19 protein-coding genes are annotated in these 25,544 nt (G+C 39.2%); 12 read left to right on the forward strand and 7 right to left on the reverse strand.

Annotated features, from left to right (window positions below; all coding sequences use genetic code 11):
- The first annotated feature begins 9 nt into the window (after positions 1-9).
- The gene (locus ACWA1F_RS05015) at positions 10-1,401 is read left to right on the forward strand and encodes a RagB/SusD family nutrient uptake outer membrane protein (protein WP_456892085.1); all 1,392 of its coding nucleotides are present in this window, start codon (positions 10-12) and stop codon (positions 1,399-1,401) included.
- On the forward strand, positions 1,388-4,009 hold the full coding sequence (locus ACWA1F_RS05020) for a S9 family peptidase (RefSeq protein ID WP_456892087.1): 2,622 nt from the start codon (positions 1,388-1,390) through the stop codon (positions 4,007-4,009). The genes ACWA1F_RS05015 and ACWA1F_RS05020 overlap by 14 nt, the downstream gene beginning before the upstream one ends.
- A 62-nt stretch (positions 4,010-4,071) precedes the next feature.
- On the opposite strand, the gene ACWA1F_RS05025 is transcribed toward ACWA1F_RS05020, so the two are convergent.
- The 3 genes from ACWA1F_RS05025 to ACWA1F_RS05035 all read right to left on the reverse strand — a co-directional run bounded on the left by ACWA1F_RS05025 (position 4,072) and on the right by ACWA1F_RS05035 (position 6,523).
- On the reverse strand, positions 4,072-4,341 hold the full coding sequence (locus ACWA1F_RS05025; RefSeq protein WP_456892089.1) for a DUF6520 family protein: 270 nt from the start codon (positions 4,339-4,341) through the stop codon (positions 4,072-4,074).
- Positions 4,342-4,401: 60 nt separating this feature from the next.
- The gene (locus tag ACWA1F_RS05030) at positions 4,402-5,943 is read right to left on the reverse strand and encodes a MauE/DoxX family redox-associated membrane protein (protein ID WP_456892091.1); all 1,542 of its coding nucleotides are present in this window, start codon (positions 5,941-5,943) and stop codon (positions 4,402-4,404) included.
- Between the two features lie 286 nt (positions 5,944-6,229).
- The gene (locus ACWA1F_RS05035) at positions 6,230-6,523 is read right to left on the reverse strand and encodes a hypothetical protein (RefSeq protein WP_456892093.1); all 294 of its coding nucleotides are present in this window, start codon (positions 6,521-6,523) and stop codon (positions 6,230-6,232) included.
- Positions 6,524-6,885: 362 nt separating this feature from the next.
- On the opposite strand from ACWA1F_RS05035, the gene ACWA1F_RS05040 reads away from it, so the two are divergent.
- Genes ACWA1F_RS05040 through mobC form a run of 3 tightly spaced genes read left to right on the forward strand, consistent with a single transcriptional unit; the run spans position 6,886 to position 10,576 of the window.
- Entirely contained in the window at positions 6,886-7,275 is a 390-nt protein-coding gene (locus ACWA1F_RS05040; protein WP_456892095.1) for a plasmid mobilization protein, read from the forward strand.
- On the forward strand, positions 7,263-8,573 hold the full coding sequence (locus tag ACWA1F_RS05045; RefSeq protein ID WP_456892097.1) for a relaxase/mobilization nuclease domain-containing protein: 1,311 nt from the start codon (positions 7,263-7,265) through the stop codon (positions 8,571-8,573). Before ACWA1F_RS05040 ends, ACWA1F_RS05045 begins: the two co-directional genes overlap by 13 nt.
- A 17-nt stretch (positions 8,574-8,590) precedes the next feature.
- Positions 8,591-10,576, forward strand: coding sequence for a conjugal transfer protein MobC (gene mobC, locus ACWA1F_RS05050; RefSeq protein WP_456892099.1), 1,986 nt, complete (start codon positions 8,591-8,593; stop codon positions 10,574-10,576).
- Positions 10,577-10,578: 2 nt separating this feature from the next.
- On the opposite strand, the gene ACWA1F_RS05055 is transcribed toward mobC, so the two are convergent.
- From ACWA1F_RS05055 to ACWA1F_RS05070, 4 genes are all read right to left on the reverse strand, one after another.
- Positions 10,579-11,208, reverse strand: a complete 630-nt coding sequence (locus ACWA1F_RS05055; RefSeq protein WP_456892101.1) for a hypothetical protein — start codon at positions 11,206-11,208, stop codon at positions 10,579-10,581.
- Positions 11,209-11,219: 11 nt separating this feature from the next.
- On the reverse strand, positions 11,220-13,505 hold the full coding sequence (locus tag ACWA1F_RS05060) for a ThiF family adenylyltransferase (RefSeq protein WP_456892103.1): 2,286 nt from the start codon (positions 13,503-13,505) through the stop codon (positions 11,220-11,222).
- Positions 13,486-14,649, reverse strand: a complete 1,164-nt coding sequence (locus tag ACWA1F_RS05065; protein ID WP_456892105.1) for a ComEC/Rec2 family competence protein — start codon at positions 14,647-14,649, stop codon at positions 13,486-13,488. The genes ACWA1F_RS05060 and ACWA1F_RS05065 overlap by 20 nt, the downstream gene beginning before the upstream one ends.
- 322 nt (positions 14,650-14,971) lie before the next feature.
- Complete coding sequence (locus ACWA1F_RS05070; RefSeq protein ID WP_456892107.1) at positions 14,972-17,731, reverse strand: hypothetical protein; 2,760 nt, start codon at positions 17,729-17,731, stop codon at positions 14,972-14,974.
- Between the two features lie 484 nt (positions 17,732-18,215).
- Between ACWA1F_RS05070 and ACWA1F_RS05075 the strand changes: the two genes are divergently transcribed.
- From ACWA1F_RS05075 to ACWA1F_RS05105, 7 genes are all read left to right on the forward strand, one after another.
- Entirely contained in the window at positions 18,216-18,605 is a 390-nt protein-coding gene (locus ACWA1F_RS05075) for a single-stranded DNA-binding protein (protein ID WP_456892109.1), read from the forward strand.
- 35 nt (positions 18,606-18,640) lie between these two features.
- The gene (locus ACWA1F_RS05080; RefSeq protein ID WP_456892111.1) at positions 18,641-19,000 is read left to right on the forward strand and encodes a DUF7222 domain-containing protein; all 360 of its coding nucleotides are present in this window, start codon (positions 18,641-18,643) and stop codon (positions 18,998-19,000) included.
- Between the two features lie 30 nt (positions 19,001-19,030).
- Positions 19,031-19,411 (forward strand): Cas9 inhibitor AcrIIA9 family protein, encoded by a 381-nt coding sequence (locus ACWA1F_RS05085; protein ID WP_456892113.1) that lies wholly within the window; start codon positions 19,031-19,033, stop codon positions 19,409-19,411.
- Positions 19,408-20,724 carry a PcfJ domain-containing protein gene (locus ACWA1F_RS05090; RefSeq protein ID WP_456892115.1) on the forward strand — a complete coding sequence of 439 codons (1,317 nt, stop codon included), beginning with the start codon at positions 19,408-19,410 and terminating at the stop codon, positions 20,722-20,724. Before ACWA1F_RS05085 ends, ACWA1F_RS05090 begins: the two co-directional genes overlap by 4 nt.
- Positions 20,725-20,963: 239 nt before the next feature.
- Positions 20,964-21,752 (forward strand): DUF5677 domain-containing protein, encoded by a 789-nt coding sequence (locus tag ACWA1F_RS05095; protein ID WP_456892117.1) that lies wholly within the window; start codon positions 20,964-20,966, stop codon positions 21,750-21,752.
- Between the two features lie 41 nt (positions 21,753-21,793).
- Positions 21,794-23,551: an ATP-dependent nuclease gene (locus tag ACWA1F_RS05100; RefSeq protein WP_456892119.1), complete on the forward strand. Its 1,758-nt coding sequence runs from the start codon at positions 21,794-21,796 to the stop codon at positions 23,549-23,551.
- On the forward strand, positions 23,548-25,200 hold the full coding sequence (locus ACWA1F_RS05105) for a UvrD-helicase domain-containing protein (RefSeq protein ID WP_456892121.1): 1,653 nt from the start codon (positions 23,548-23,550) through the stop codon (positions 25,198-25,200). The genes ACWA1F_RS05100 and ACWA1F_RS05105 overlap by 4 nt, the downstream gene beginning before the upstream one ends.
- Positions 25,201-25,544 lie beyond the last annotated feature (344 nt).

The raw sequence follows: 25,544 nt of genomic DNA on the forward strand, positions 1-25,544 counted from the left end.
TCTTTCACTATGAAAACATTTATATCAAAAATAAGACCCGTGACAAAACTAAGTTGCATAGTTTTCTTTTTTTTATCGTGTTCCAATTTTACAGAAGTGGATCTTCCCTCGTCACAACTGGCTGCAGCCACAGTTTATGAGAACAAGGCTACCGCAAACGCAGCAATGGCTGACATCTATTCTAAAATTAGAGACAGAGGACTATTGACAGGTTTTACGACAGGTCTTAGCAGAGAGCTTGGGCTGTATGCTGATGAGTTGCAGTATTACGGTATCTCCGGAACTGCTCAGGCAAATTTTTATAATAATACGCTCTTGTCTGCTGGATCTGAATTATCAGAATTATGGAATAGCAGCTACAGCCAGATTTATGCAGCCAATTCGGTATTAGAGGGAATAGCCGGATCAAGTTCATTAACCTCTGCCGATAAACAGCAGCTTGCTGGTGAAGCACTTTTTGTTCGTGCTTTGATTCATTTTTATTTGGTAAACTGTTTTGGTAATATTCCCTATGTCACTGAAACGGATTACAAGAAAAACAGTAAAGTCTCAAAATTTTCTGAAGGGACTGTTTATGGTTTTATAAAACAGGATCTAGAGCAGGCCGTCAATCTGCTTCCGGCAAATTATTCGGGTAATGCTAAAATAAGGCCCAGCAAGGGTGCTGCGCTGGCAATGCTTGCGAGGCTATCCCTGTATATGGAATTATGGGACGAAGCATCCAACTACGCTTCAGCTGTTATAAGTGAGAAGGAACTATATGACTATTCAGTTCCGCTTGATCTTATGTTTCTCAAGGACAGCCGTTCAACTATCTGGCATTTGATGCCCCCTGCTGCAGGAAGGAATACTTACGAAGGGAATACTTCTATTTTTACGCAGGGACCGCCTACTGCGGCAGCAATTTCAACACAATTATTTAATGCTTTTACACTCAACGACAAGCGCAAAGCGCAGTGGATGAAATCCGTTTCTAATAGCACAGGGACTTGGTACCATGCATACAAATACAAAAGGCAGAGCACAACAGCCTCATCTGAGGAATATTCGATCGTGCTCCGCATATCAGAGCAATATTTGATCAGAGCGGAAGCACGTGCACACACTGGTAATTTAATTGGAGCTAAAGACGACTTGAATAGGATAAGAAATCATGCAGGATTGGAGAATACCACCGCGATAACCGCTGAAGAAATAATAGATGCGGTGATTAGTGAACGACGTTTCGAGCTTTTTACAGAATTTGGCCACCGTTTTTTTGATTTGAAAAGAACGGGGCGACTTAACGCAATACTTTCTGCCGTAAAACCACAGTGGAAAAACACCAGCCGCCTGTTTCCAATTCCTGAAAGCGAATTGCTGCTGAATACTAATTTAAAACCGCAAAATGAAGGCTATTAAAAATATATATAAAGTTTTTTTTACCAGGATTTCCTGTTTCATTTTTTGGTTAGTAACCTGTCCCTTTATTATGGGACAGGCCTATCCAAAAAAACAGCTTGCACTGGGTGACTACAAACAATGGAGCTTTTTAATCCCAGACCAAATATCAGACAACGGAAACTGGACGAGCTACCGTCTTCATTATAAATACACTGATAATGATACGCTGTTTTTGCAGCCCAGTTCAGATAACAGTAAAAATATTGCGCTACCCGGAGCCACAAAAGGAAAATTCAATGCAGAATTAACTTTTGGTTGCATCTCTGGAGATACTTTTACCCTTATTAACCTTAAGGATAAGAGCACTGTTGAAAGAAAGGACGCATATCATTTTGAATTTTCCGCAGACCATAAATATGTTATTATTATACTGAAGCAAACGGATGGCAAATTTGGAATTGAAATCAGAAATAATAATGGAAATGTGATTTTCGAAACATCAAATGTTAACAGATATCGTTTTGATCCGAAATTAAAGGGAATTGCCTACAGCATTTCCAAGCCAAACTCGTTTAAAATGCAACTTGTTATGTTCGGTGGCATCACCGTTAAACACGAGATTATTGAAAACACATCCTCGTCCTACCAGAATATTATCTGGAAAGGAGATAAAATTGCCTTTATTCAAAACGTTGAAGACAACCCGATTCTGTATTGCTATGATTTGAAACGAAAAAAACTGCAACTGTTAAATTCATCAGGCATTGCGCGAAATGCGATTCAAATGGCCATTTCTAACCAAGATAATGTAAATCCAATACTTTCTGCAGACGGTTCTCAAATTTTCTTCTGGCTGAAGGAAGTCCAGGACGAGGACAGCCGTATTAAGGAGAATGAGGTCCAGGTATGGAACGCCAGAGACAAGCTTCTTTTTGACTTTCATAAACAGGCTCCATATTACGCTTGGTCGGATAAGCTCGCTGTCTGGAATATGAAAAGTAATACCGTCCGGCAGATTACCGATAAAAAATTTCCAAAGGCTTTTTTAAGTCCCCTGTACGACACTGCTTTTATTTTTGACCCTTCCTCGTATGAACCGCAGAGCATGCAGATGAGTCCATACGATTTATATGCTTTTGATTTGAAATCGGGAAACAAAAACTTGATTTTTAAAAATCATTATCCGGGAAAGAGTCTTTCAGTTTCCCCTGACGGACTTTATTTATCCTATGCAAAAGAAGGACACTGGTGGATCTACAATATTAAGAAAAAAAATACCACCTGTATTACAGCAAAGATCTCTTCCGTTTTTTATAATGAAGAAAATGACATTCCTAACAATATTGCTTACTATGGAATGGGAGCATGGACAAGGGACGGTCAAATAATCATATATGACCGATATGATCTTTGGTTAATTTCAGTTGACGGAAAAACAAAAAAGAGGCTTACTAACGGGAGGGAATCGCAAAAAACTTTCCGTGTAAAACTTTTCGACACGGAATCCGTTATCGGTGACACTGAATTCATAAAAAACACAGCGAACCTCAATCAAGGTTTTTTAATGACGGTAGAAAATAAAGAGACTGGCGAAAGCGGTTTAAGCCATTGGAATTTTAATTACGGAGTGAGGGAGTTGGTGTGGACGGGAAAGAAAATCTCCCTGGTTAGCAAAGCAAAAAATAAAAATGCTTACATGTATCTGGATCAGAATTTTACTTGTCCGCCGAGGCTTATGCTTAGCGATAGTGTTAATAGAGAAATTGTTCAGACCAACAAACAGCAAAAGCATTATATGTGGGGCCGTAACGAGCGCATAGAATACATGTCCAACGGCGTAAAAGCAAAAGGGATTTTATTTTATCCGGCCAACTATCGAAAAGGCAATAAGTATCCAATGGTGGTGTACCTTTATGAGCGTTTATTCTCGAAATTAAATGAATATCAGAATCCTTCACTTATATCACCCGATGGCTTCAACGCTACTTCTTTCACCCTGCAGGATTATTTTGTTTTGTATCCTGATGTTATTTATGAAGTGGGGAATTTAAGACATTCCGTCACAAAAAGTGTACTTGCAGCTGTAGATACGGTACTACAGAAAGGAGACGTCAAACCCGACAAAATTGGAGTAATCGGCCATTCCTTCGGCGGATATGAGGTGGATCTTATAATTACACAGTCTCACCGTTTTGCGGCAGCAGTTGCGGGAGCTGCAGTGACAGACCTGGTCAGTGCATATCTTTATGACGGACCGTTATTCCGAAGACCGGATTACTTCAGGACAGAGAATCATCAATTCAGAATTGGCAGCTCTCTCTATGAGGATATGCCCGCATTTCTAAATAATTCTCCAGTTCTGCTTGCGGGAAATGTACAAACGCCACTCTTGGCATGGGCTGGAGAGGAAGATCGTCAAGTTCACACCTTTCAGAGCATGGAATTTTACCTTGCCCTTAGGCGGTTAAATAAAGTTCATACACTACTAATTTATCCGGGGGAAGACCATCAAATAAATAATAAAAAAAATGCAATCGACTTAAGTCTGCGGATTAGTAAATGGTTCGGCCATTATTTAAAAGACGAACCTGAGGAAGACTGGATGAGATGTAATTTCAACAGATGATTAATAAAAAAATACCGCCGCAATTTATTTATTGCGGCAGTACCTTTTTCTGCTAATATTTATTATTGCTCATCTCTTCTAAGAGGAGTCTGGCAAGTATTAGCTTCCTTGTACAACTGTGTTACGCCATCAGGAGCAGTACAGGCAAATTGACTTCCTTCATCACAATCAGCTACATATTGGCACTGAACGGGATTGGAAGAAATACGCGCATAACCTGGTACTATTGCGGCTTTTCCTTTGTTGTTTAAAGCACTTGTACCTGCAGCGCTTGCCAGTCCAAATGCAACTACTGCCATTGGCAGAACGATTTTAAAAACATTTGATTTCATAATAACATAATTTATGGTTAATGATCTACTCTTTTTTACAGGTTTTCGATCAATTCCCTGCTATTTGGCCAATAGATTATCTGAATTTGTTTTAATGTACCTTTTAGTAATTTGCTCGTCCATTTTATAGGATATAATATTATTGCCTATTAATGCATAGAGAAGGTTGTCTTGGACAACAAACTGCTTGAGTTTTTTAGTATTAATATCGTTTATGGTAAAACTTAAAATATAGCTTTCTTTTGTGAGGTCATATACGTCGATAATACTGGTTCTTTCCCACATTTTGTCATCTTCATATAAGCCTGGTATAGCGGAGTTAACAAACAACAGATTTTTGTAAACGGCACTTCTTTTATTAACAAATAATGGCGGTTTAGAAAATTTTCTCTGCTTGTATTTTTGGTCTTTGGCAATATCTAACTTCGCTTTCGTAATTGTGTCAATAGTGTTTCCTCTGCGTATGAGTTTCAATTTTTTATCAGTGATTGTAAATTGATTTCGGTAGGCATAGACATAAATGATTGCCTGCAAATCCTCGCTGTATAAAAGCTGCCCGTCCGTATCAAAAACCCCATCCAACTGCTTCTGAAGCAGACTGGGATTCAATATAGTTTTTTTTTCTTTCCCTATATTAATGATGCCAATTATATTATCGCCAGTTTTTTTGCTGCTTGTAAGTACGGCGATTCGTGCTGAATCAAGAGTCTGTGCAATAGTGAAATACTCTCCGCCTTCATAACTTAAATACGCTTTCCAGTCACTGGTCTTTCCTCTGTATACGCATGGCACAATTCCATCAGTTACAAAAAAAAATGGTGCTTGTACACTGACTCTCACACCTCGGAATGGCAGGTCTTTGCGGTCCAAATTTATCATGCTATTCTGGCTCTTGATTAATTTTTTATTTAACGATGTGACCTGTAAAGGGGTTGTAACATTTCCGAGGTAAATTTGAGAACTGTCAGCTCCAGCAATATAGTAAGAATTTACTTTTAAGTCTGAAACTGCATACTGTCTCAAAGGAGAATGAGGAAACCGTCTTGTTAATTTATTGTGATAATGAACAATATTTTCAGAGAGCATAAATAGTATAATCACAGTACTAATGCCAAGTAGACTCACTAGAGAGAATACGCCAATTAATTTTGATGCCTTAAGCCTGCGCTTGCTTATACTATTCCGTCCGTTATAGAGAAGGATTGCCACTATCGCCAGAAATACAAAAACAAGATTAAAAATCATATGTGATCGCCAGTCAAGTTTTTCCAGAACACCTCCACATGAACAGGGAATGAAAGAGGTGTAGTTTAGTATTATAAAAATATACGCAGTAAACATGATCATCAGACCGTATGCAGAAAATAGCCCTTCCATTCTGTATCGGGGAAAAATCAGCATAATACAAATCATAAATTCTCCTGCCGGCACAAGCACTGAAAGCCATTGTGCGAATGAACTTAGCAATGGGGACTGTCCTAGCTGAATTTTGAAATGCTCGAATTCCATCAGCTTGCTGGCAGCAGCATAAACAAAAAGCAAAACATATAGAAGACATATAATCTCAATTGCAATATTTTTAATTTTACGGGTAAAAATCATGGGTTTCCTTATTTAAGATTTAGTTCATGCTTAATACTTGTTTTTAATTACGATTGGCTGTTAAGCTGCAGTTGTCAGGGCAGTCTTAAAAACTTGCCAAACTTTCTTTTGTAAAATTATAGTAGTTTGATAAAATGATAGTTATCAAAAACACGCTACTATTTTTCAATACTGTTCATTCTAAGTTAAATGTTTTAAAATGATATTCTAGTAGCTGTGTTTTAAAAAAAAAATAGACACTTATAAAAAGAAATTATAAGTGTCTAGTAAATAAATGCTGAGGATCTTACGGCCTTGCTTCGTTGAAGATTTTTAATTTTTCATACAGTTCATTTAGTCCTGCTTTTTGAAGGCATTCATCTCCAAGTAGTTTTAGCTCTTGAAGATTCTCGCCAGGAATACTGCTTAAAAATACATGTGTTTTGGAATTAGGATCTGATGACGATCCGCGTTCAATAATATTGTTTAAAAGCAGTACATTTTTGCGTGAAATTTTAAGATCAATTTTCACTGTTTCATTCATTCCCGGAATACTTAAAATGGTATCAAGGACTTTGGCTACATCATTTTCTGTCATCATAATTTTTCACTTATAAGATTAATAATTAATTGTAGTAAAGATATAAAGGACATCTAGATTCGTCATGGACATAATATGACCATGATAGGTGAAATTCAGCAGTCTTCTCTAATTTCGTTATGCCGAAATAAATTAAAACTGTGATGTTGAAATACAGATGCTTTTTAAGGTATCCTACGCTGCTCTTAATATATTGCTGCGATACTAAAAGTGTTTGGAAAGCACAAAGATTGCCTCGTGCCTGCAATCGGCAAGATGTCCGTTTGTTAAACAACCGAATCTTGCTGCCTTATACTCGGAACTCGTTGGCAGTGAAACTGGAAGGCTAAAAGAGATTGAAAAAGTAATGAAAATGATTGATGATGGAAAAGGAAACTTCAAACAGAACACGCATTGTAGGGCTTCGTTTTACCCCTGCAGAGTATCAGAAAATAGAACGGAAATGGAAAGCGAGCACCTGCAAAAAACTCAGCGATTACATCCGGATGCATTTATTTAATAAGCCCATTACAGTGAAGTATAGAAGCGAGTCTCTTGATGAATTTATGGCTGAGGTTATAAAGCTGAAAAGCGAACTTAATTCCCTTGGAAATAACTTTAATCAGTCTGTAAAAAAACTGCATACTCTGCGGCAGATTCCGGAGTTTAAATCATGGGTTTTAAACTCTCAATTCGAGCGGAAAATGCTTTTGGAGAAAGTGGAGGAAATTAAAATCCATTTCCAGAAAATTACTGAAAAATGGTTGCAGTAATTAAGACAGGCAATTCTGTGCATAACATTTTTAACTACAATGAAAATAAAGTCAAAGAAGGAATTGCAGAGTGTATCGGGGAAGGAAATTATCCTCTGGAAGCTTCAAAGTTATCCGGTGCAATGAAGCTTAACAGGCTTCTGAAACAGAATGAACTTAATGAAAATGTAAAGAGGAACAGCGTACATATTTCACTGAATTTTGATCCTTCCGAATCTGCATTATCGAATGAAAAGATGCTTGAAATAGCATCGCAGTATATGCAGAAAATAGGTTTTGGAAGTCAGCCGTATCTAATCTACAGGCATTATGATTCAGGACATCCGCATCTGCATCTGGTTTCTATAAAAGTTAGGGAAGACGGCAGCAGGATTGATATGCAGAATATAGGAAGAAACCAGTCTGAAGCAGCGCGAAAGGAGATTGAAAAAATGTTCGGTCTGGTTCAGGCTCAGGAAAAGAAAAACACTAGGCATGAGCTTATCAAACCTGTTGTGCTTTCAAAGATTAAATATGGCAGAACAGAATCAAAAAGCGCTGTACAGTCGGTTCTTGATCATGTGCTTCCGGCATATAAATACAAAAGCCTCTCCGAGCTGAATGCAGTGCTGGGCTTGTATAATGTAAAGGCGGACAGGGGAGAGGAAAATTCAAGAATATTCAAAACAAAAGGTCTGGTGTACAGAACGCTGGACGAGAATGGAAAACCTGTGGGTGTCCCTTTGAAATCAAGCGGATTTTATAGTAAACCGACTTTAAAATTTCTGCAGATGAAGTTTCTGCAGAATACTAAGTCAGCATCTCAGAAGAAGAGAATTGCCAATGCAGTTGACCTTATACTTTTAGACAGAAGCGTTTCGCTTTCTGATTTGGAATTGAAGCTGAGAAAGGAAGGAATAAACATGGTTTTCAGAAAAAGTGCACAGGGACAGCTTTATGGGATTACTTATGTGGACCACACTTCAAAATGCGTATTTAACGGAAGCGATTTAGGAAAGCCCTACAGTGCTAAATTGATAGAGCAGCGATGCCGTTTATCTTTTGAAAAGGAAAAAGAAAAGTCAATTTCAGTTCAGTCTCAGACATCTAAATCTAATAAGACTATTGGTCGAAAAAAAAATAAGGTAGACTTTTTCAAAGACCTTCAGCAGGATTTGAAATCCCTTGATTTCAAATCTGCTGTTGAAAAGATGATAGAAGTAATAACCAAGGTCGAAAATGATGCTTTTTATGTTCCAAATCAGCTTAAGAAAGCAACAAAAAAGAAAAGAGTAAAAAGACGTTCTAATAATTTATAAATCTAAAGAAAATGGCTATGCAGACAGGAGAAAATGAACAGGCGTTGAGAAAAATACTGGATATGACAAGACTGATCAGTGTCATTATACTGGTGTTGCATTTTTATTTTTACTGCTATGAAGCTTTTGTACGCTGGCATCTTGCAGGTGAAATCATGGAGAAGATAGTAGGCAGGATTTTCAGAACTGGACTTTTTGATGATTTCCATAAATCAAAACTTTTTTCACTGCTGTTATTGGCAGTTTCTCTCATAGGAGCGAGAGGGAAAAAAGACCAGAAGATGAATTACAGAACAGCTTTGGTCTATATTTTCAACGGTCTGTTGGTTTACTTTGCCACAGCGGTTGTTTTTTATCTTCCGATTAATGGATTTTACAAAGCAGGAATTTATATTAGCGTAACATCTCTGGGGTTCCTGTTGATGCTTTCAGGAGGAACTTTATTATCCAGAATAATAAGAACAAAATTTCAGAATGGAGATGTTTTTAATAAAGAGAATGAGACTTTTCCTCAGGAAGAAAGGCTTTTGGAAAATGAATATTCCATTAACCTTCCTGCCCGCTATTATTTGAAAAATAAGATCCGAAAAAGCTGGATAAATATTATAAATCCATTTCGGGGACTGCTGGTTTTAGGTAGTCCGGGTTCCGGAAAATCCTATTTTGTCATCAGGCATGTTATAACCCAGCATATACAGAAAGGATTCAGCATGTTTGTGTATGATTTCAAATATGATGATCTATCCAAAATTGTCTACAATACTTTTGAGAAAAATAAAGGAGCTTATAAAATAATTCCCAAATGCTACTTTATAAATTTTGATAAAATTATGCACAGATGCAATCCTTTAGATCCAAAAGGAATGGAAGACATCACTGATGCGTCGGAATCGGCCCGAACTATATTGATGGGGCTTAACAGGGAATGGATTAAAAAGCAGGGCGACTTTTTTGTCGAGTCGCCCATTAATTTTCTTTCCGCTGTTATCTGGTATCTAAGAAAATACAATGATGGGGAATTCTGTACCCTGCCACATGTCATTGAACTTATGCAGGCAGATTACGATAATCTATTTACTTTACTGAGGACAGAAAAGGAAATTGAGGTGCTGATTAATCCTTTTATCAGTGCCTACCTAAATGAGGCAAATGAACAGCTGGAGGGCCAGGTAGGCACCGCTAAAATTGCCATGGCGCGTTTGTCTTCTCCCCAGTTGTATTACGTGCTGTCAGGTAATGATTTTACTTTAGACATCAATAATCCGGAGGAACCGAAGATTGTCTGCATGGGAAACAATCCCCAGAAGATACAGATTTATGGAGCAGTTTTATCCCTGTATGTCAACAGGCTGGTAAAGCTGGTAAATAAAAAAGGCAGACTCAAATCCAGCCTGATTTTCGATGAATTTCCTACCATCTATCTCAACAATATGGACAGCCTTATCGCAACGGCAAGAAGCAATAAAGTGGCCACGTGTTTAGGTATTCAGGATTTCAGCCAGCTTCGAAAGGACTATGGAAGAGAGCAGGCAGATGTCATCATGAATATCACCGGAAATATAATTTCTGGGCAGGTAACAGGTGATACCTCCAAGCAGTTATCGGAGCGTTTTGGCAAAATTCTGCAGGACCGGGAAAGCCTTTCAATCAACAGCGGGGATACTTCAATAAGTAGGTCTAAGCAGCTGGAATCGGCAGTGCCGCCATCTAAAATATCTGCGCTCAGTTCGGGTGAATTTGTTGGTATGGTGGCCGACAATCCGGATTGCAGGATCGAACTTAAATCGTTTCACTGCGAAATCATAAACGATCATGAAGCACTGAAAAAAGAAGAGGAAAACTATAATGAAATCCCACCTGTCCGTAAAATTGATGAAATGATGATTCATCGGAATTATTTACAGATCAAGCAGGATATTCAGGATATAATTAATTCTGAGTTGGACAGGATGTTTAATGATCCCGCTATGGCTTATCTGATACTTAAAAAAGAGAACAGGTGAATTTAATTGTTTGATTCGATAGCCAGAACATTAGCAACAAATCTTCGCCCTCGATTTCTAGCTCCAACACGTACGAGAAGATATTGTGCAATAAGTATTAGAAAGTAAATAAAGCTTAAAGGCCACTTTTCACTCCATAAAATTGGCAGCCCTATAAAGATCAAAAACAGAAAGCTTAATGAAGTCAGATCTCTTGCCAGCAGAAAAGCTCTATGGCTTTCAGATACGATTAAATCAGCACTGTTTTTCTTATATATTTTGTACCAGAGCTTGTTTTGATCTGCAGCTTTTTTGGGAAGAGAGCCGTGAGCAGTTTTTAGCTTTTCGCGATCTATTCTTGTATCAGCTCTGCTGATTTTAGAAAAGGCTTCCGAACCTGGAAGGGGATTGCTCATTTTCCAAAAGACCAATACTGCTTTCTGATGGCTAGATAAAAGTCCGTTCAGGAGAAAAAGAATTAAAGGAGCAATGAACATGCCTAGTGTTTTTATGACAAACATCATATCAAACTCTTTAACTAATTTTTCGAAATGAGCAGGAAAAAACATGCTGCATAAAAAGAATATGTTACCGGATAAGAACACCCACAATTGAGGGGTGTTCTTTGTTTTAAGATTAATTTGAGTTTCCATACAAAAGCTTTTTAAAATATATAGGGAAATAAACCATTAGGTGTCACAAGACAGATAAAAACTGGCAGGGGAGGTATCAGCTGGCTTAGTTCTTGTTTATGCTTTGAAATGCTGCGCATATCCTGATAGCTTAAGCCGTCAGGACCTTCCGGATGGGTATGCCACTCGCCGATATAGCCGATCTGGCCGCCTGATTTTCTTTCAATTTCTGCTATTTCTTCTGCAAGTCCCTCTCGTCCTCTTATAAATTCAGCACGATTTGATTCGCTGTCAGCAGGAGCATTGATTATCCCAGTAACATGAATTGTTTTCGTTTTATAATTACATATGCCTAAAAAGACTCCGCCTGTTTCAAATGTTCCCGCTGCTGTAAATGAATTTCTCATTTGTTCAGTCACATTATCTCTGAAACGCACAGTCCATTTGGGCCTGTTTGTCATGGGATAGATTTCAAATGGATTTACAAACAGTACTGTTGATTCTATTTTATACTCACGGTCATCATATATCTTATTGAGATAAATTTTTCCAATTTCAGACTTATTGCTCATCTCTTTTTTTATGGCTCCTGAAAAATAAGATGCATGAGAGGAAATTTTGTCGTCCGATAAAATGGTGGTTTCTGAATTGCAGCCTATACCGACAGGAACCATGAGGTTGCTGGAATTTTCCGCATCTTTTTCGCCGTTTAGCCATGTTTCAATTTCTGAGTCACTTTCTGAAAGGCTGTAGAGATAAACCTGAAGATCGTCCATTCTTGGATTTCTCAGGTTACCTTCCTTGTAAAGGATGCCTAAATTTCCAAAATCTGATATTGATGCGCTTAAAACCCCGCAGTTTTTAATGCTTTCTAAAGCCGACAGTTTATTGAAAAATGAATTGGATGCCGTAAAATCCATGATCCAGCCAAAGTTTTTGAGGAACTCTTCTTTTTCAAGATAGCCTTCCTTAAAAGAGGGGCCTGCAATGATATTGGTTTTTTCGTAAGGAAAAATGGCCTTGATTTTATCTGCCAGCGCCTTTGATTTGCTTTCGCCGATATCGTCCGCAAATAAGGAATGGCGAACGAGGTTATGAGGTGATAAGTGGTCTGGATCGATAAGGGTCAGGTTTGTGTTTCCTGACCTGGCCAGATGAAGCACCGCCTTTGAACCTAATGCTCCGCATCCAAAAACTGCGCTGTTTTCCGTACTGGGGCTTTCAATTCCCGATATTTTTGAGGCCAGCTGCTGCGTAAGCGGCTGGTTATGATCCAGCATTTTTATAGGCGGATCTGAAATAATCCTGCCTTCTGCCGTGTCTTCTGGTGCCAGTTTAATACGCAGGTTTATGAATTCAACATTGGAAGAATATCCGATCAGCGTGCGTGGCCTTCGGATTCCTATAATCAGCGGAAAAAAATCATTTTCATTTATATGGGCGATTCCTGATGCAAACTTTTCAAATACATCATAATTGATCTTATAAAAACTGCAGAACGATTTAAATTCTTCCCATGAAGAAGGGATGTTTACTTCATAATCCTCATTGATTTCGGATCGATCATTCCATAAGAAAACGGAAAAAAAATACCGTTTTCCTTTATTATTTTCTTTGAATTTTTCTCGCTCCTCGTTAACCATTTTTAAAATAGTATCCGCATTTTCATTGCCGATAAATTTAGAGAAGTGATAAGTGTAATCATCATCTTTATGGCTGCTGGTAAATAAGGCGCATGCTGTTCTTTCTCCAACCTGGATATCCTGATTGGTGCTTAGTTCATTAAGGATACTGTCATAATCATAAATAATGCTTCCGGAATATCCTTCCAGTCGTAGCGGCTCATACTGCTCGCCGTTTGTCGTTAATTCACCGGTGGCGGCATCACGGAGCCAGTTGCTTATGCGAGCTGCAAGATCTTCTATCCTTTTATTGGCGTACCACTCATCAGCATTGCCGCGCACAAAGCAAAATGCAGGCGGGCGATTATTTGATGCAATGTAAAGATGCGCAAGATTGTTTTTTGGAAAATCCAGTCTGTCAGTGAAAACCTTGGGAGCCGTTACAGGATAATTTTTCAGATCAAAAACTATGATGACAGGTTCGGTTTCCCTAATATCTAAATCTTCAAAATTTCCAAGGCTGGGAAGGTCAATTTTAAGTTCCAGTGGAACTGCAATCCTGTCAAAACCCCAATCAAGGATCTTGATTTTTTTGCCGGATAATTTTTTTAATGAAAGTAGAGAATCCTGAAGATCAGGATTCTCAATTTCAAGTGTATATGCAGGAAGGCCAGTGCTAAATCTTTCCATTTCCATATTTTGAAGGATTGCTTATAATTCCTAAGCCCGCACTTCCGGCAGCTTTTGCTGAACCTTCGGTCTGCTTCGGTTTTACCACGCCCTGCGATGTTACTTCAAAAATGATTGGCTGGGGAATCTTATTGACCACGTTGTAGGTTGTGGTGTTAAGAAAATTGTCCTGCGTTACTTTTTTAACGTATTCTCGCTTAGCTTCATAATGAGGAGGATTGTCTTTGTCATTTAGGATTGTTTTGCTTGATGCAATTACCTTGGCATTGTTTCTTTTGTAATCCAGGACTTTTAATGAAGTGTCTTTAGGTTCTGGATTTTCCTCCTGAGGCCTGTCATTGAAAAAAGACCATGAACAGTGGTGGGGCGAAAGAAACAAATCAAACTTCAAAGCATGTTCGTTTTGATACTTTTTTGTTTTCTCCAGAATTATGCACCATGAGGTATGATCAGAATCGCCGCCGAACATTGCAAGTGTCGAGAAATCTGTCTGATATTGGCTGTTTTTAAAGCGGGCCTGAAATACAATGCTGGTCGAATTTTTTTTATCATCTCCCAAAGCTTCCAGATGCTCCTTAAATGGTGCATGGATGAATGTGGAGAATAAAGTCTGGTCTTTATCATTAAAACGCGTAATGATATCGCCTGGAACAGCTCTTAAATGATCCAGATCCGTATAGTCTTCGTTGCCGTCATAACCTATTATTTTGATTCGGTTGCCTGCATTATTCCTTTTAGGGTCTTTGTTTCTGTGAAGTGTCAGACGGCGTTCAGCTTCCTTTTGGTGTGCATCTTCGTCATCGTTTGTGTTCTGCTCCGCAATCATGGGAGAAAACCACATGGTATCGATACGTATCAGTCCTTCTTTTTTATGAGTTTCAGAATAATTTTCAGGAGCACCTAAATAAAAATGCTTTTTAAATCCTCTGCAGTGGTCCTGATCGCCATGCGTCAGTATAAATACATCTACAAAAGGAATTCCGTTAGCTTTCTGTAAGCAGTTTAGTAAATCTTTTTTTACGTCAAAAGTGACATCATCATCGCAGTTTCGGATGTTGCAGTCAACTAGTATTGTAGTGTTGTCCTCTAAAGTTATTAGGGAAGTGTCGCCATTACCCACAGGGTAATATTTTATTCTTGCATTTGCCATTTTAAATCTTTTCTTTAAAAATTAATTTTCGTATTCAAAGCAATAGTCTGGCCCTTAATGTAGGGGTCTGATTCAGCATAAATATTAGTAAAGCTGATAATTGCTGTTAAATATGGACTTCTTAAGAAAAGATTATGACAACAAGGCTTGCACAAAATAAATGTTTTTTTACTTTTGTGAATGTATATTGATTCTGGTTATCATTTGTCAGATCTAAATAAGCTCATAAATTTTGAGAAATATAAAGGCATGGTTTAAGAATTCGAGCTCTTTTACTATGCTTTTTTTATTTCACCTAACATTTTGGTTATGGGTTTTTAGTTTACTTTTTTCTTAAATTTTGCACCTCCTTTTTTAAATCGTTAATTGTTTCGGTTAGCTCTTTTCCGGCTTTCAGATGTTCCATTGGATATTCATTTTTCAGTTCGCCCATTAATAAATAGTAAACTGGTTTTAAAACTGTTTTTAAGTCATATTCATTTGATTCATCGAAAAGTCCCAGCGTAGTTTTAAATTCTTTTTTGGCTATCAATAGCACAAAAAAGTCTATAAGAAGATTGAAAGCTGTATTGCTGTGTTTCATATCCTCATTCTCATCATAATAAATGCTTATAATATTTGGAATTTCTTCGTTTATGATTTCAACAGCATTTCTAAGATTATCGTTCCATAAAAGTATTTTGGCGTATAGCAGATTGAATCTGAGCGAATGGCCGTTTATTTTGATATGGTTTTCCAGTAAATCTAAAGCATACTTCTTTTTATCATTGCGCTTGTCGTCAAAAAGACATTCTATCCAGCAGCCGAGAACCGAGTTGTCTCCCAGATCAATTGCTTTTTGGAACATTTCATCAGATTTTTGAAATTCACCATCTTTGTTTAATAAATGCGCAAGACGGTGCGCACATTCGCTGCTGCCGTTTCTGATGCCCTCTAGGTATGCTTTTACCGCTTTTTCCTTGTTGCCGGTTCTTAAATATAGTCTGGCCAGCATTTCAAAACCTTCTGTGTCACCTTTTTTAATAGCTTCTGAAAATTGGTGCTCCGCTTTTTTAATGCTCGGTTTTTTTGTTACTAGATATGACATGCCGAGAAGTATGTTGCTCTTTTCTTCGTTGGCATTTACTGCTTTTTCCAATTCAAGCACTGCTTCTGCATGTCGATTGGTGTGATGCAGAACCTTGGCAAGTGCTGTATGGGAACCTTCAACATTATGTTTAACGGCATCCCTGAAATAATGCTCTGCCTTCTCCATTTCTCCAAGTTCGTGGTAAATCTTTCCCAGTGAAAGCAGAGGCTGCTTGAAATTTTTCGAAATAGCCTTGTTATGGTATTCAATAGCCGTTTTAAAGTCTTTCCTTTTACTGTATATGTTTCCTAATAGGTTGGCTGCGTAAGGATGTTCCGGAGGAAGGCTTAAACATTTATTGTAATAGTCAATTGCACTATCTTGATCATTAAGATGCAGGTCGTAAATTAGGCCGACCGTTAAATAGGCTAGCGGCTCTTTTTTATCCAGTTCAATTGCGGCCATAGCAGCATCGAGTGCCTCCTGAACGGCGCCTTTATTTAAATAAGCAGAAGTGGCTAAAGAATAATAATAAACGTTTTTGTCTTCAACTTCTTTTAATTTTTCAAGTGCTTCGTCATATTTTTCCTCAAATACCAAATTCTTGATATGCTGAAGCGCTTCTTCAGAAGAAGTGTTGCTTTTCTTAAGAAGCCTGTTAGGAAGGATCGAATTGGTCGTATGTATTAATTCCTCCTTTAAGGCTTCCGGCAGGTTTTCGCACGACAGGAATGTGTTTCCCATGTCGATTGCCGCCGTAGGATCGTATTTTCCATTTTTAATATTTCGGATGTGTTTTTCCAGCCTTTTAGTCAGTTCGCTTTCGTCGCACCAGGCATCAAAGAACCGAACCAGCCAGACAACATTATCTTTGTCATGCTTTCTTCCAAATCTCATTAAATACCATATATTCATGAATCTTTCCTTGATCCGGTAAAGATGATTTTTGGTGGTTGTAGGCACCTTTTCTATAAGCTGGTTTTTTTCCAGATAAGAAAGGATTGAGGATATGTTTTTGCTTTCCAGTCTTGTTTTTTTAGCTATTTCCTTCACTGAAATTGCATCCCATCTTCTGGCGATTACATCAATTACCTTCTGCTGCTGGCTCGACAGCTGATCCAGTTCTGATTTATACAGCATCGATAGATTATCGATTAAGATATATAAATCCTTAATCGCTTTGCCGTTTTCATTGTCCAGAAAGATTTGGAATAGATACGATATGGTTCTTGGAATGCCTCCGGTTAGTCTTCTAAGCGCTTCCACTCTGCCAGGATAATTGCGGATTATATTTTTTATCTGTTCCTCCTCGTTATACTGCTGACCGATTTTTATAAGCAGCTTTTCACACTCTTCCTGATTCAGTCCGTCCAGAGTTACGATGTTCAGAAAATTGTAAAACGGATCTGCAAAATCAGTATGTCCGTCTGCAAATGAACTTGACGACCCCACTATTCTTATTGGTGCCTTGGAAGTAAGTATCGCTTTTAGCCTTTGTTTTTCAGTATTGCTGAGTTTTTTAAAGAGAAAGTTTATGTTTTCAATGAAAAGCAGTGCTGTTTTGTTTTTCGACAGTAAAAAATTTTGAAGAAAGTCAAATGATTTTTTTTCAAAATCTTTTTCCTGTTCGATAATGTGTTCCAGTTTTTTTGATAGATTCTCCAGATATAGATCGCTGTCATCTATATAAATAGCGATAGCTTCCCATAGATTCGTGAGATCGGAAAGGTTGTACTGTTCTTCAGAAAACAATATAGGCAGATATTTTTCTTTGAGATTGTCATCGTCTAAAATGGAGTAGTTTAACCGATGCATCAAGGTCGTTTTTCCAGCGCCTCTCTGTCCTATAATAAGCGTGTTTTTAAACGGTTTTTGAATGCTGGATTCAAGCAGATCATCCTTAATATTTTTAAATTCATTCGTGCGCACTACAAAACCTTCTATAATAGATGATTTTGATTTTCCTCCGGTATTATTTCTTAAAAATAAATCTTGATTTTCTGTTTTAGACATGACGATAAAATTTTCGTCAAAGGTAATGACGATTTTTTATGTGACAAAATATTTGACGATTTTTTTATCGTGTTTATTTGCTTTTTATCGACTAACCTTTTGTAAAGCAGGTCATGCCATGTCTTTTAGGATTATGATCTCCTCTTTTTTAAAGTTCATCCCGTGAAATAATTTAGTCTTTTAAAAATAAGAAAAATTTCTGGATAAGCTAGTATCGGACTAGAATTATGCTATAGTCTTATAGTAAGTTTAATCTTTGAGCTGTTTTCATTCGAAACGGATAAAAAGGCAGCCAAGTTAGCGTGCACCGGATCCTGCAGGCGCATAACGGCACAGCCGCCCTTCGGGACTTATAGCCCTCCGTATCCTTGATGCCCGCTTTATTGCCGCTTTCTTTTTTTCCGTTTTTTCTTTTGAAAACAATTTTTGGGAAGGGCAGGGGAAAAGAATTTTTAAAAGAGTAATCACTTAAAATTTAGAAATCATGGAAATCACAGGACGTTTGACAAGGGATGCGGTTGTTGCCAAAACAGCAAAAGACAGGGAGGTGGTAAACTTCTCCATAGCAGTTAACGACACTTACAAAGCCAAAGGAAGTACGGAAACAACAAAAATAGTCACCTATATCGACTGCTCGTATTGGCTCAGCGCAGGTGTTGCGCAATGGCTTAAAAAAGGCGCTATGGTGGAACTCTACGGAAGAGTAGGAGTGAACGCCTATCTCAATTCGGAAGGCAAGGCTGTGGCAAGCCTCACTTTTCACACAAGCAATATCAAAATACTGGTGTTTGTCTCAGATGCTCAGCCCTTGCAGGAGCAGTCAGCTCCTGCAAAAAAGGACAAAAAGCAACAGCCTGACGACCTGCCTTTTTAATCCGAATCAAATGTACAAGCCTAAAGAAATGAGTTATGAAAGCCTTAGAAAAATCAGTATACGCCGAGTATGGCGTGCACGAAGCATTCCAAAAGATTATTCTTTCGGAAATGCAGTCTTATGACGGAAAAAAGAAAGAACAGCTCAAAGCATTCCTTGAAGATATGCAGAGAAGCGGATGCATCAGCGGTATGATTTCAGAATTTATCTATCATGCCGACTGTAAAAAGTTCTATATCGAATATTTGGACGATTTGGAGGATATCAGAAAAGAAATGGAAGATTCCATTGGGGAAGCGGTTAAAGACCGCTACGGTCTGCCTCACTACACCTTTATGTGCTGGCTCTGCTTTGAGGAATACTGTTATGACATCTACAGAACCTCTTTTGAATAGCACTATTTGTACAATATTAAATCTTCCCTTATGAAAGCTTCTGATAAATTTAAGACCGTTATAGAAGAGTTCCTGAATAATGCGGCGCAGGGCGATACCGTCTTTGCGCAGCATTATGCTAAAGCTTCCAAAAATTTGGAGAGTTGCTTCAATTACATTGGCGCTGAGGTCAAAAAGACAGGTCTGTGCGCCTTTGACGATCAGGAAATATTTGACATGGCGCTCAGATACTACACTGATGACAGCATCAGACAGCCTCAGCCCGTTAACTGCAAAGTTGTTGTGAAAGAGCCTGCTGTGGCTGACTTGTTTACTTCCGCTCCCGAAGTTCCCCAGAATACCGTTGTTGCAAAAACGGCAGTCATTGCTCCCAAAGCCGAATCAAAAACCTTGACACTCTTTGACCTATGATACCGAAGACCACTATCGAAAAGCAGATTACGGCTCTGAGCGAAACACTTGCACCCGTGACCCAAAAGATGCAGGTTTGGGCAGAGAAAAATATTTTTCTTAAATGGGGCGTGCTTTCAAGGGGGAAATTCCACTGCCTTGACTGCGCACACTCCTGGAAGCCTGATGCGCTGAAAGCATCGTGCCAAAAGTACATCAACTGCAATGCGTGTAATGGAAAGCTTAAAATGCACCAGTACAATCAGGTGCATTTTAAGGAAATTGAGTATTTCGCCGTGTTGGATGTATGCGGTGGATTTCAGGTTGTACGCATCATCTGTTCGCACAAGGATATGAAAAAGAACTGCATGCCGGCATACTTCCATAAGGAAGTAATGCAGCATTGGATTGATGGAAAAGGGGAGGTGCGCACGCTCTCGCTCGGCACCAACGTTTTTTCGCAAGCCTATGATTCTTGGAAATATTATACTTCCCTTGAAATCCGCCCGAAAAGTTTTGAGAGTTCCCCAAAATTCCGCATCAATCCTTATAAGGTTTACTCATCCTCAAAAGCGATTTCTATACTGAAAAGAAACGGATTCAAAGGCACTTTCTATGGCATCGCTCCGCAGATTCTCTTTAACGCCCTTTTAAAAGATTCCCATGCGGAAACGCTTCTCAAAACAGGGCAGACCGATTTTCTTTTTCATTATCTGACCTCTTACTCACAGCACATCAGGGAGAACTGGCAGGCAGTCAAAACCTGCGCCAAGAACAATTACAAGGTAAAGGACTTTTCACTTTGGGAAGATTACATTAGCCTTCTCAGATGGTTCAAAAAGGATTTGAATAATGCCGATTTGGTATGCCCTGAGAATTTGGAAGAGGTGCACGACAGGCTTGTGGAGAAAAAGCGCAGAATCCAAAGGCGTCTGCATATAAAGGAACTAAGAGCCCAAATACAGCAGGCGCAGATTGGCTATGAAGAGCAGAAAAAACAGTTTTTCGGATTGGAGTTCACTCGTGAGAATCTTTCCATCTGCGTGATGGAAAGCGTGCATGATTTTCTTGAACAGGGCGATATGCTCCGCCACTGCGTATTTACCAACCAATACTACAAGAAGAAAAATTCCCTTATCCTGTCGGCCAAATTTGAGAACAAACCTGTGGAGACCATAGAGGTGGCGCTTCCCTCGCTTGAAGTCCTGCAGTGCAGGGGAAATAAAAACAGGGTTTCCCCGCATCATAAGCAGATTTTAAAGCTTCTGCATCAGAACCTGTATCAGATTAAAAAGCGTATGAAAAACAATAAAGAAGAAAGAGCCGAAATTTAGTTTTCGGCTTTTTTGTGGAATTTCGCGACGCAGATACTTGAAGGGGATATTGTTTCGGAGGCAAGCACGGATTTCTGCTGCCAGTCCGAAGGTCATTTAATTTAGAAGCGGCATTGATAATTAGGTGTTTTTACTGATGTGTAAAATCGCAGATTACAATAGATTTGCATTGTGCGGCATATCGTTTTTTAAAACAGCCGCTTAGTTTTTTGTAAACGAACCATAAACCAAATCGAATTATGCATTTTAAGAAAGAACATATCATTACGCTGCTCGAAAGGATAATACGTTTTTCAGAGCACAGCCTCAATGGAATCAAGGAAGCAGACATCGATACCGATGACGAGCTCGATAATTTTTTTTCGGGTATGATCGTGCGCCAGTATGCCATTCTGAGTGATATCAAAATTCTTCTTGAATTCAAAAAAGGAGGATACCTGACCTCGGAGTTTGTTTTATTCAGATGCATTGCCGATGATTTTATCCACGTAAGATTTCTTGTCAATCAAGATAATCCGGAAGAGGAAATAACTAAGTTTAATGCCGATGCCATAAACAAGAATGTTAGTAAACTTGCCGATCTGGCAAAATTTAATGAAGAAAAACTTGGAGGGAATTATCCCGAATATCCCACATACGCTTTCATGGAAGATTTAAAGGAAAAAATAAAGCAGTCACCAAAGAGAGGCGAGTATTTTATTGACAGGGATAGTTTCAGATTAAAAACCTTCAAGTCGACAGGAAATCTGATAAGGGACCTGCAGGACAGCGGCTATGAGCATTCTTTAAAAAGAGCGTATTTTATCTGGCGCAAATTATCAGACCATGTGCATGCTTCCAGCTTTTCCCACGAGGAGGTTCAGGCCATTGATCCCGAGAGGGACCATACCTACTCTGAATTTGCAGAAATAATCTATTATGCTTATTCAGTCATTATGCACTGCCTGAAGCATTTTCAGAATAAATATGGCCTGCAAGTAGCCGATGACGATAATCTGGCTGAGTATTATAATGGTGCTGGACATTAATAAAACGCGGCAGCAGCAGCTGTCCAAAAACTATAATTTGTATGGAACTTTCAAAAGTTAAAATAAAGGGTTTCCGCAACTTTAAGGATGCGGTGATAAGGCTCAACCAGAAGTCATTGATTATCGGATCAAATGACATCGGAAAGACTAATTTTTTTCATGCCTTAAGAATTCTTCTGGACAGGGGCTTTTCCGATTACGATCTGGAACCGAAAGATTCCGATTTTTATGTCTATGAGGATGTGAATCAGTACACCATAACGCTCTATTTTAAGAACGTTACCGAAGACTGCGTGGTATCAAAGCTCAAAGGCAGGATTAGTGGCGATGATAAATTTATCCTTCGCTATGAAGCCTTCAGGGATCCCGACACAAAATCCAAACATTATCAGCTCTCGGCAGGACCGTCGCTGGGCAAGCTCGAAGAAATAGAGGACAGGTTTTACAGAAAAGTATTGAATGTAAAGTATATCAGCAGCAGAAGGGATTTTCATACCTACATCAACCGTGAGAAAAATTATCTGCTGGAGACTGCTAAAGCAAACAGGGATGAAGAGCAGACAGCTAAAGATGACCTGCTCTATGAGACCATAAGGGGAGACCTGCAGCAGATTGACCAAAAAATTCCAAACCTTCATTTTATATCCTCAGCAACGGCTACCATTAATGAAGAGCTGCAGAAACTGTCCCTGCATCATGGAAAGCAGCAGGTCAATTTTGACGCCTCTACCTCCAATGTTGACGCTTTTATCAATAATGTTTCGATATCGTCCCAGACAGATGGCAAAAGCCTATTGATCGGCGGAGACGGGAGGCTTAATCAGATTTATCTGGCGCTATGGGCATCCAGAAACCAGCTGACCGAGGAAAACTTAAGGGAAGTGACCATTTTCTGCATTGAAGAACCTGAGGCGCACCTGCATCCGCACCAGCAGCGAAAACTGGCCGATTACCTGAATGTGTCGCTCACCGGACAGGTGCTCATATCATCCCATTCGCCTCAGATAGCCTCCGAGTTCAGTCCCAATTCCATTGTAAGACTGCATAAATCGGATGATTCCACGGAAGCGGCTTCCGATGGATGTTCCGAGGTCATCGGAGAGGCTTTTGAAGATTTTGGATACCGCATGAGCATCATACCCGCCGAGGCATTTTTTGCCGATGTCGTATTTCTGGTGGAAGGGCCCTCTGAACAGCTTTTTTATAAGACACTCGCCAGCCAGCTCGGAATAGACCTGGATCATCATAATATCAGCATCCTAATGGTCGACGGGATCGGCTTTAATGTTTTCGTAAAAATTTTGGATGCGCTGTCCATAGCATGGGTCATGCGTACCGATAATGATATTTTTAAAGTCCCGAAAAAGGAGTGCTTTACTTTTTCCGGAGTTAAAAGGGGCATTAATGCTTACCGAAAATACTGCCAGTCAGATCCTGCCATGGAAAAAATCCTGACGAAGCATGAGAGCAGCATAAGGGAGTTTCCCGATAGAATCCCGGGCGCCGCCAATATAGAATCGGCAGCGAAAATAAGAGAAGCGCTGGAAGGCTTCGATATCTTTTTGTCTGAAATCGATCTGGAAAACGATATCTATGATTCAGTGCTTAAGAAAGATCTTGAAACCTTTTTCGGTTTGGAGGAAAGGGATGAAATTCTCAAGGCAATGACAAAAAACAAGGCGATTTTTATGTATAGGTTTATCAAGAAAACTAAAGCATCCCTTCCAAAACTGAGGGGCAGCGCCCTGGCTCAGCCCCTTGATGCAGCGGTTAATTTAGCAAAGGAAATCAATAAATGAAACCAACCAGACAACAGGAAGCAATTATCAAATATGATGATTCATGCGTAGTGATTGCCGCTCCTGGCAGCGGGAAAACCTTTGTTATTTCCCAGAAAATAAAGAACAATTTAAAAGAGCTTTATGATCATCAGGGGGTAATTGCGATTTCTTATACCAATAAAGCCAGCAACGAGCTCAAAAGAAGAAGTCTCTCAAACGGGGAAAACCCTAAGAGCTCTTTTTTCGGAACCATTGATAAGTTCAATCTTTCAGAAATAATTGTCCCATTTGGGAAACAGCTTTTCGGTCTTCCTTCGGCAGCCATAGCCATTCGGAAAAAAAGTTTCATTGACAACAGTGAGGGAAATCCTCTGGACTGGTTCACCCGCTATACAACTTTGGAAGATCTGGATACTGCAGCGGTGCAGCAGATTGCTGCTTATTTTCTGCAGGGAATAATATTTATCGAGACCATTGGGGTTTTTGCTAATTATATTTTTACCAAAAGTCTGGCCTGCCGCAAATACATCACCGCCAGATATAATTATATTTATATTGACGAGTATCAGGATTCGGGCCTGCAGCAACATGATATTTTTTTGAAAATAAGATCTTTGGGGATAAAAGCAGTTGCGGTGGGAGATTTAAATCAGTCCATATACGGCTTTTCGGGCAAGGACTCTAAATTTCTGGATGAACTCACCCAGAGCAGGGATTTTAAGAATTTCAAGCTGAACAAAAACCACCGCTGTGACCCTTCCATAATCAACTACAGCAATTATATGCTGGACCCGGGCACGGATCTGCTGCCGGTTGAGGAGGGCAAAAATTTTGTTTTTTATAAAAGGGTGGAGGGCAGCGAAACGCAAATTGCGGCATGGATAGATAAGGTCCTGCCCGCGCTGATGAAAAATTTTGATGTCGAATCGGCCAATAAAATTGCCGTGCTCACAAGGGGAAACAGAACTGGGAGTATAGTGTCCTCCGCCCTGAAGGCACCGCACAAGCTCTCAATGAGTACCGATCTGGATACCAATCTTAATATCTGGTCCTCGATTTTTACAGGGCTTTTGTATTTTTTATTTGACCCTTCTCAGACATTTGTGGAAGTAGTGGAAATTTTTACGAGTTATGACCGCCTTAAGAATTCAGATCTGAAAAAATTAAGTGCATTAAAACAGGATCTGAGAACTTTGGCCGCAGATAGAAATAATTTGAGTGCTCCCGCACTGGAAAAGATATTTATACAAATTGCGGGTATTATTGCTCCGGAGTTATACAGCGCAGAGTCTATTCAACTCTTAAGGGAAGTTCTTGGCGATGCTGCATATTTAAAATCCTATGAACCGGCAGTCGATGACGAGATCAATATCCTCACCCTGCATAAATCTAAAGGGCTTGAATACGATGTGGTCATACATCTCGATCTGTACAAATGGGTTTTTCCGGCAATGGGCCCCAAAGACGGAAAAGACTGGGAAAACCCTGAATATCTCAGCTATCAGCAGGATCTGAATCTCCATTATGTGGGGGTCACCCGGGCAAGAAAAGCCTGCGTGCTGATGTCAAGCACCCAGAGGACCAATGACAAGGGACAGATAAAAGGGGGGGAGGATTCCGCTTTTATGTGGCTGAATGATATAAAGGATCTCAGGTATAAATTTTGATTTTCTTTCTTTTATGCAAAGTGTGAAGCAGTACTCTGATGCTGTAAGCTTTAAACATTATGCACCTACCCCGGCTGCTGTAATTTATGGAGGATACAGAAATGATTAAGAAAAAAGCCCAAAAAGCCGGAAATTAGTTTTCGGCCTTTTTTATGTCCTGAAATTTCAACACGAAGATACTTCAAACAGTAATTGTTAGAGAAGTTGAGGCTCAATTCCGCAACAAAGTTCGGGAAGGAAAGACGGTTCGCCGAAAAAAAATCCCCATAAATGCAGGCGGAAAAACCTGCTTTATTGCGTTGCTTTTTTCGCTCGCTTTCTCATTGCTGGTGCAGGTTCCATTA

It is taken from the genome of Flavobacterium erigeronis (genome assembly GCF_054075165.1).

What these genes read in the sequence shown, in the direction of transcription:
- ACWA1F_RS05060 (WP_456892103.1), bottom strand. Translation starts at nt 13,505, where the DNA reads ATGGAAATGGAAAGATTTAGCACTGGCCTTCCTGCATATACACTTGAA.
- ACWA1F_RS05045 (WP_456892097.1), top strand. Translation starts at nt 7,263, where the DNA reads ATGGTTGCAGTAATTAAGACAGGCAATTCTGTGCATAACATTTTTAAC.
- mobC (WP_456892099.1), top strand. Translation starts at nt 8,591, where the DNA reads ATGCAGACAGGAGAAAATGAACAGGCGTTGAGAAAAATACTGGATATG.
- ACWA1F_RS05030 (WP_456892091.1), bottom strand. Translation starts at nt 5,943, where the DNA reads ATGATTTTTACCCGTAAAATTAAAAATATTGCAATTGAGATTATATGT.
- ACWA1F_RS05040 (WP_456892095.1), top strand. Translation starts at nt 6,886, where the DNA reads ATGGAAAAGGAAACTTCAAACAGAACACGCATTGTAGGGCTTCGTTTT.
- ACWA1F_RS05025 (WP_456892089.1), bottom strand. Translation starts at nt 4,341, where the DNA reads ATGAAATCAAATGTTTTTAAAATCGTTCTGCCAATGGCAGTAGTTGCA.
- ACWA1F_RS05085 (WP_456892113.1), top strand. Translation starts at nt 19,031, where the DNA reads ATGAAAGCTTCTGATAAATTTAAGACCGTTATAGAAGAGTTCCTGAAT.
- ACWA1F_RS05065 (WP_456892105.1), bottom strand. Translation starts at nt 14,649, where the DNA reads ATGGCAAATGCAAGAATAAAATATTACCCTGTGGGTAATGGCGACACT.
- ACWA1F_RS05100 (WP_456892119.1), top strand. Translation starts at nt 21,794, where the DNA reads ATGGAACTTTCAAAAGTTAAAATAAAGGGTTTCCGCAACTTTAAGGAT.
- ACWA1F_RS05055 (WP_456892101.1), bottom strand. Translation starts at nt 11,208, where the DNA reads ATGGAAACTCAAATTAATCTTAAAACAAAGAACACCCCTCAATTGTGG.
- ACWA1F_RS05075 (WP_456892109.1), top strand. Translation starts at nt 18,216, where the DNA reads ATGGAAATCACAGGACGTTTGACAAGGGATGCGGTTGTTGCCAAAACA.
- ACWA1F_RS05020 (WP_456892087.1), top strand. Translation starts at nt 1,388, where the DNA reads ATGAAGGCTATTAAAAATATATATAAAGTTTTTTTTACCAGGATTTCC.
- ACWA1F_RS05070 (WP_456892107.1), bottom strand. Translation starts at nt 17,731, where the DNA reads ATGTCTAAAACAGAAAATCAAGATTTATTTTTAAGAAATAATACCGGA.
- ACWA1F_RS05095 (WP_456892117.1), top strand. Translation starts at nt 20,964, where the DNA reads ATGCATTTTAAGAAAGAACATATCATTACGCTGCTCGAAAGGATAATA.
- ACWA1F_RS05080 (WP_456892111.1), top strand. Translation starts at nt 18,641, where the DNA reads ATGAAAGCCTTAGAAAAATCAGTATACGCCGAGTATGGCGTGCACGAA.
- ACWA1F_RS05015 (WP_456892085.1), top strand. Translation starts at nt 10, where the DNA reads ATGAAAACATTTATATCAAAAATAAGACCCGTGACAAAACTAAGTTGC.
- ACWA1F_RS05035 (WP_456892093.1), bottom strand. Translation starts at nt 6,523, where the DNA reads ATGATGACAGAAAATGATGTAGCCAAAGTCCTTGATACCATTTTAAGT.
- ACWA1F_RS05090 (WP_456892115.1), top strand. Translation starts at nt 19,408, where the DNA reads ATGATACCGAAGACCACTATCGAAAAGCAGATTACGGCTCTGAGCGAA.
- ACWA1F_RS05105 (WP_456892121.1), top strand. Translation starts at nt 23,548, where the DNA reads ATGAAACCAACCAGACAACAGGAAGCAATTATCAAATATGATGATTCA.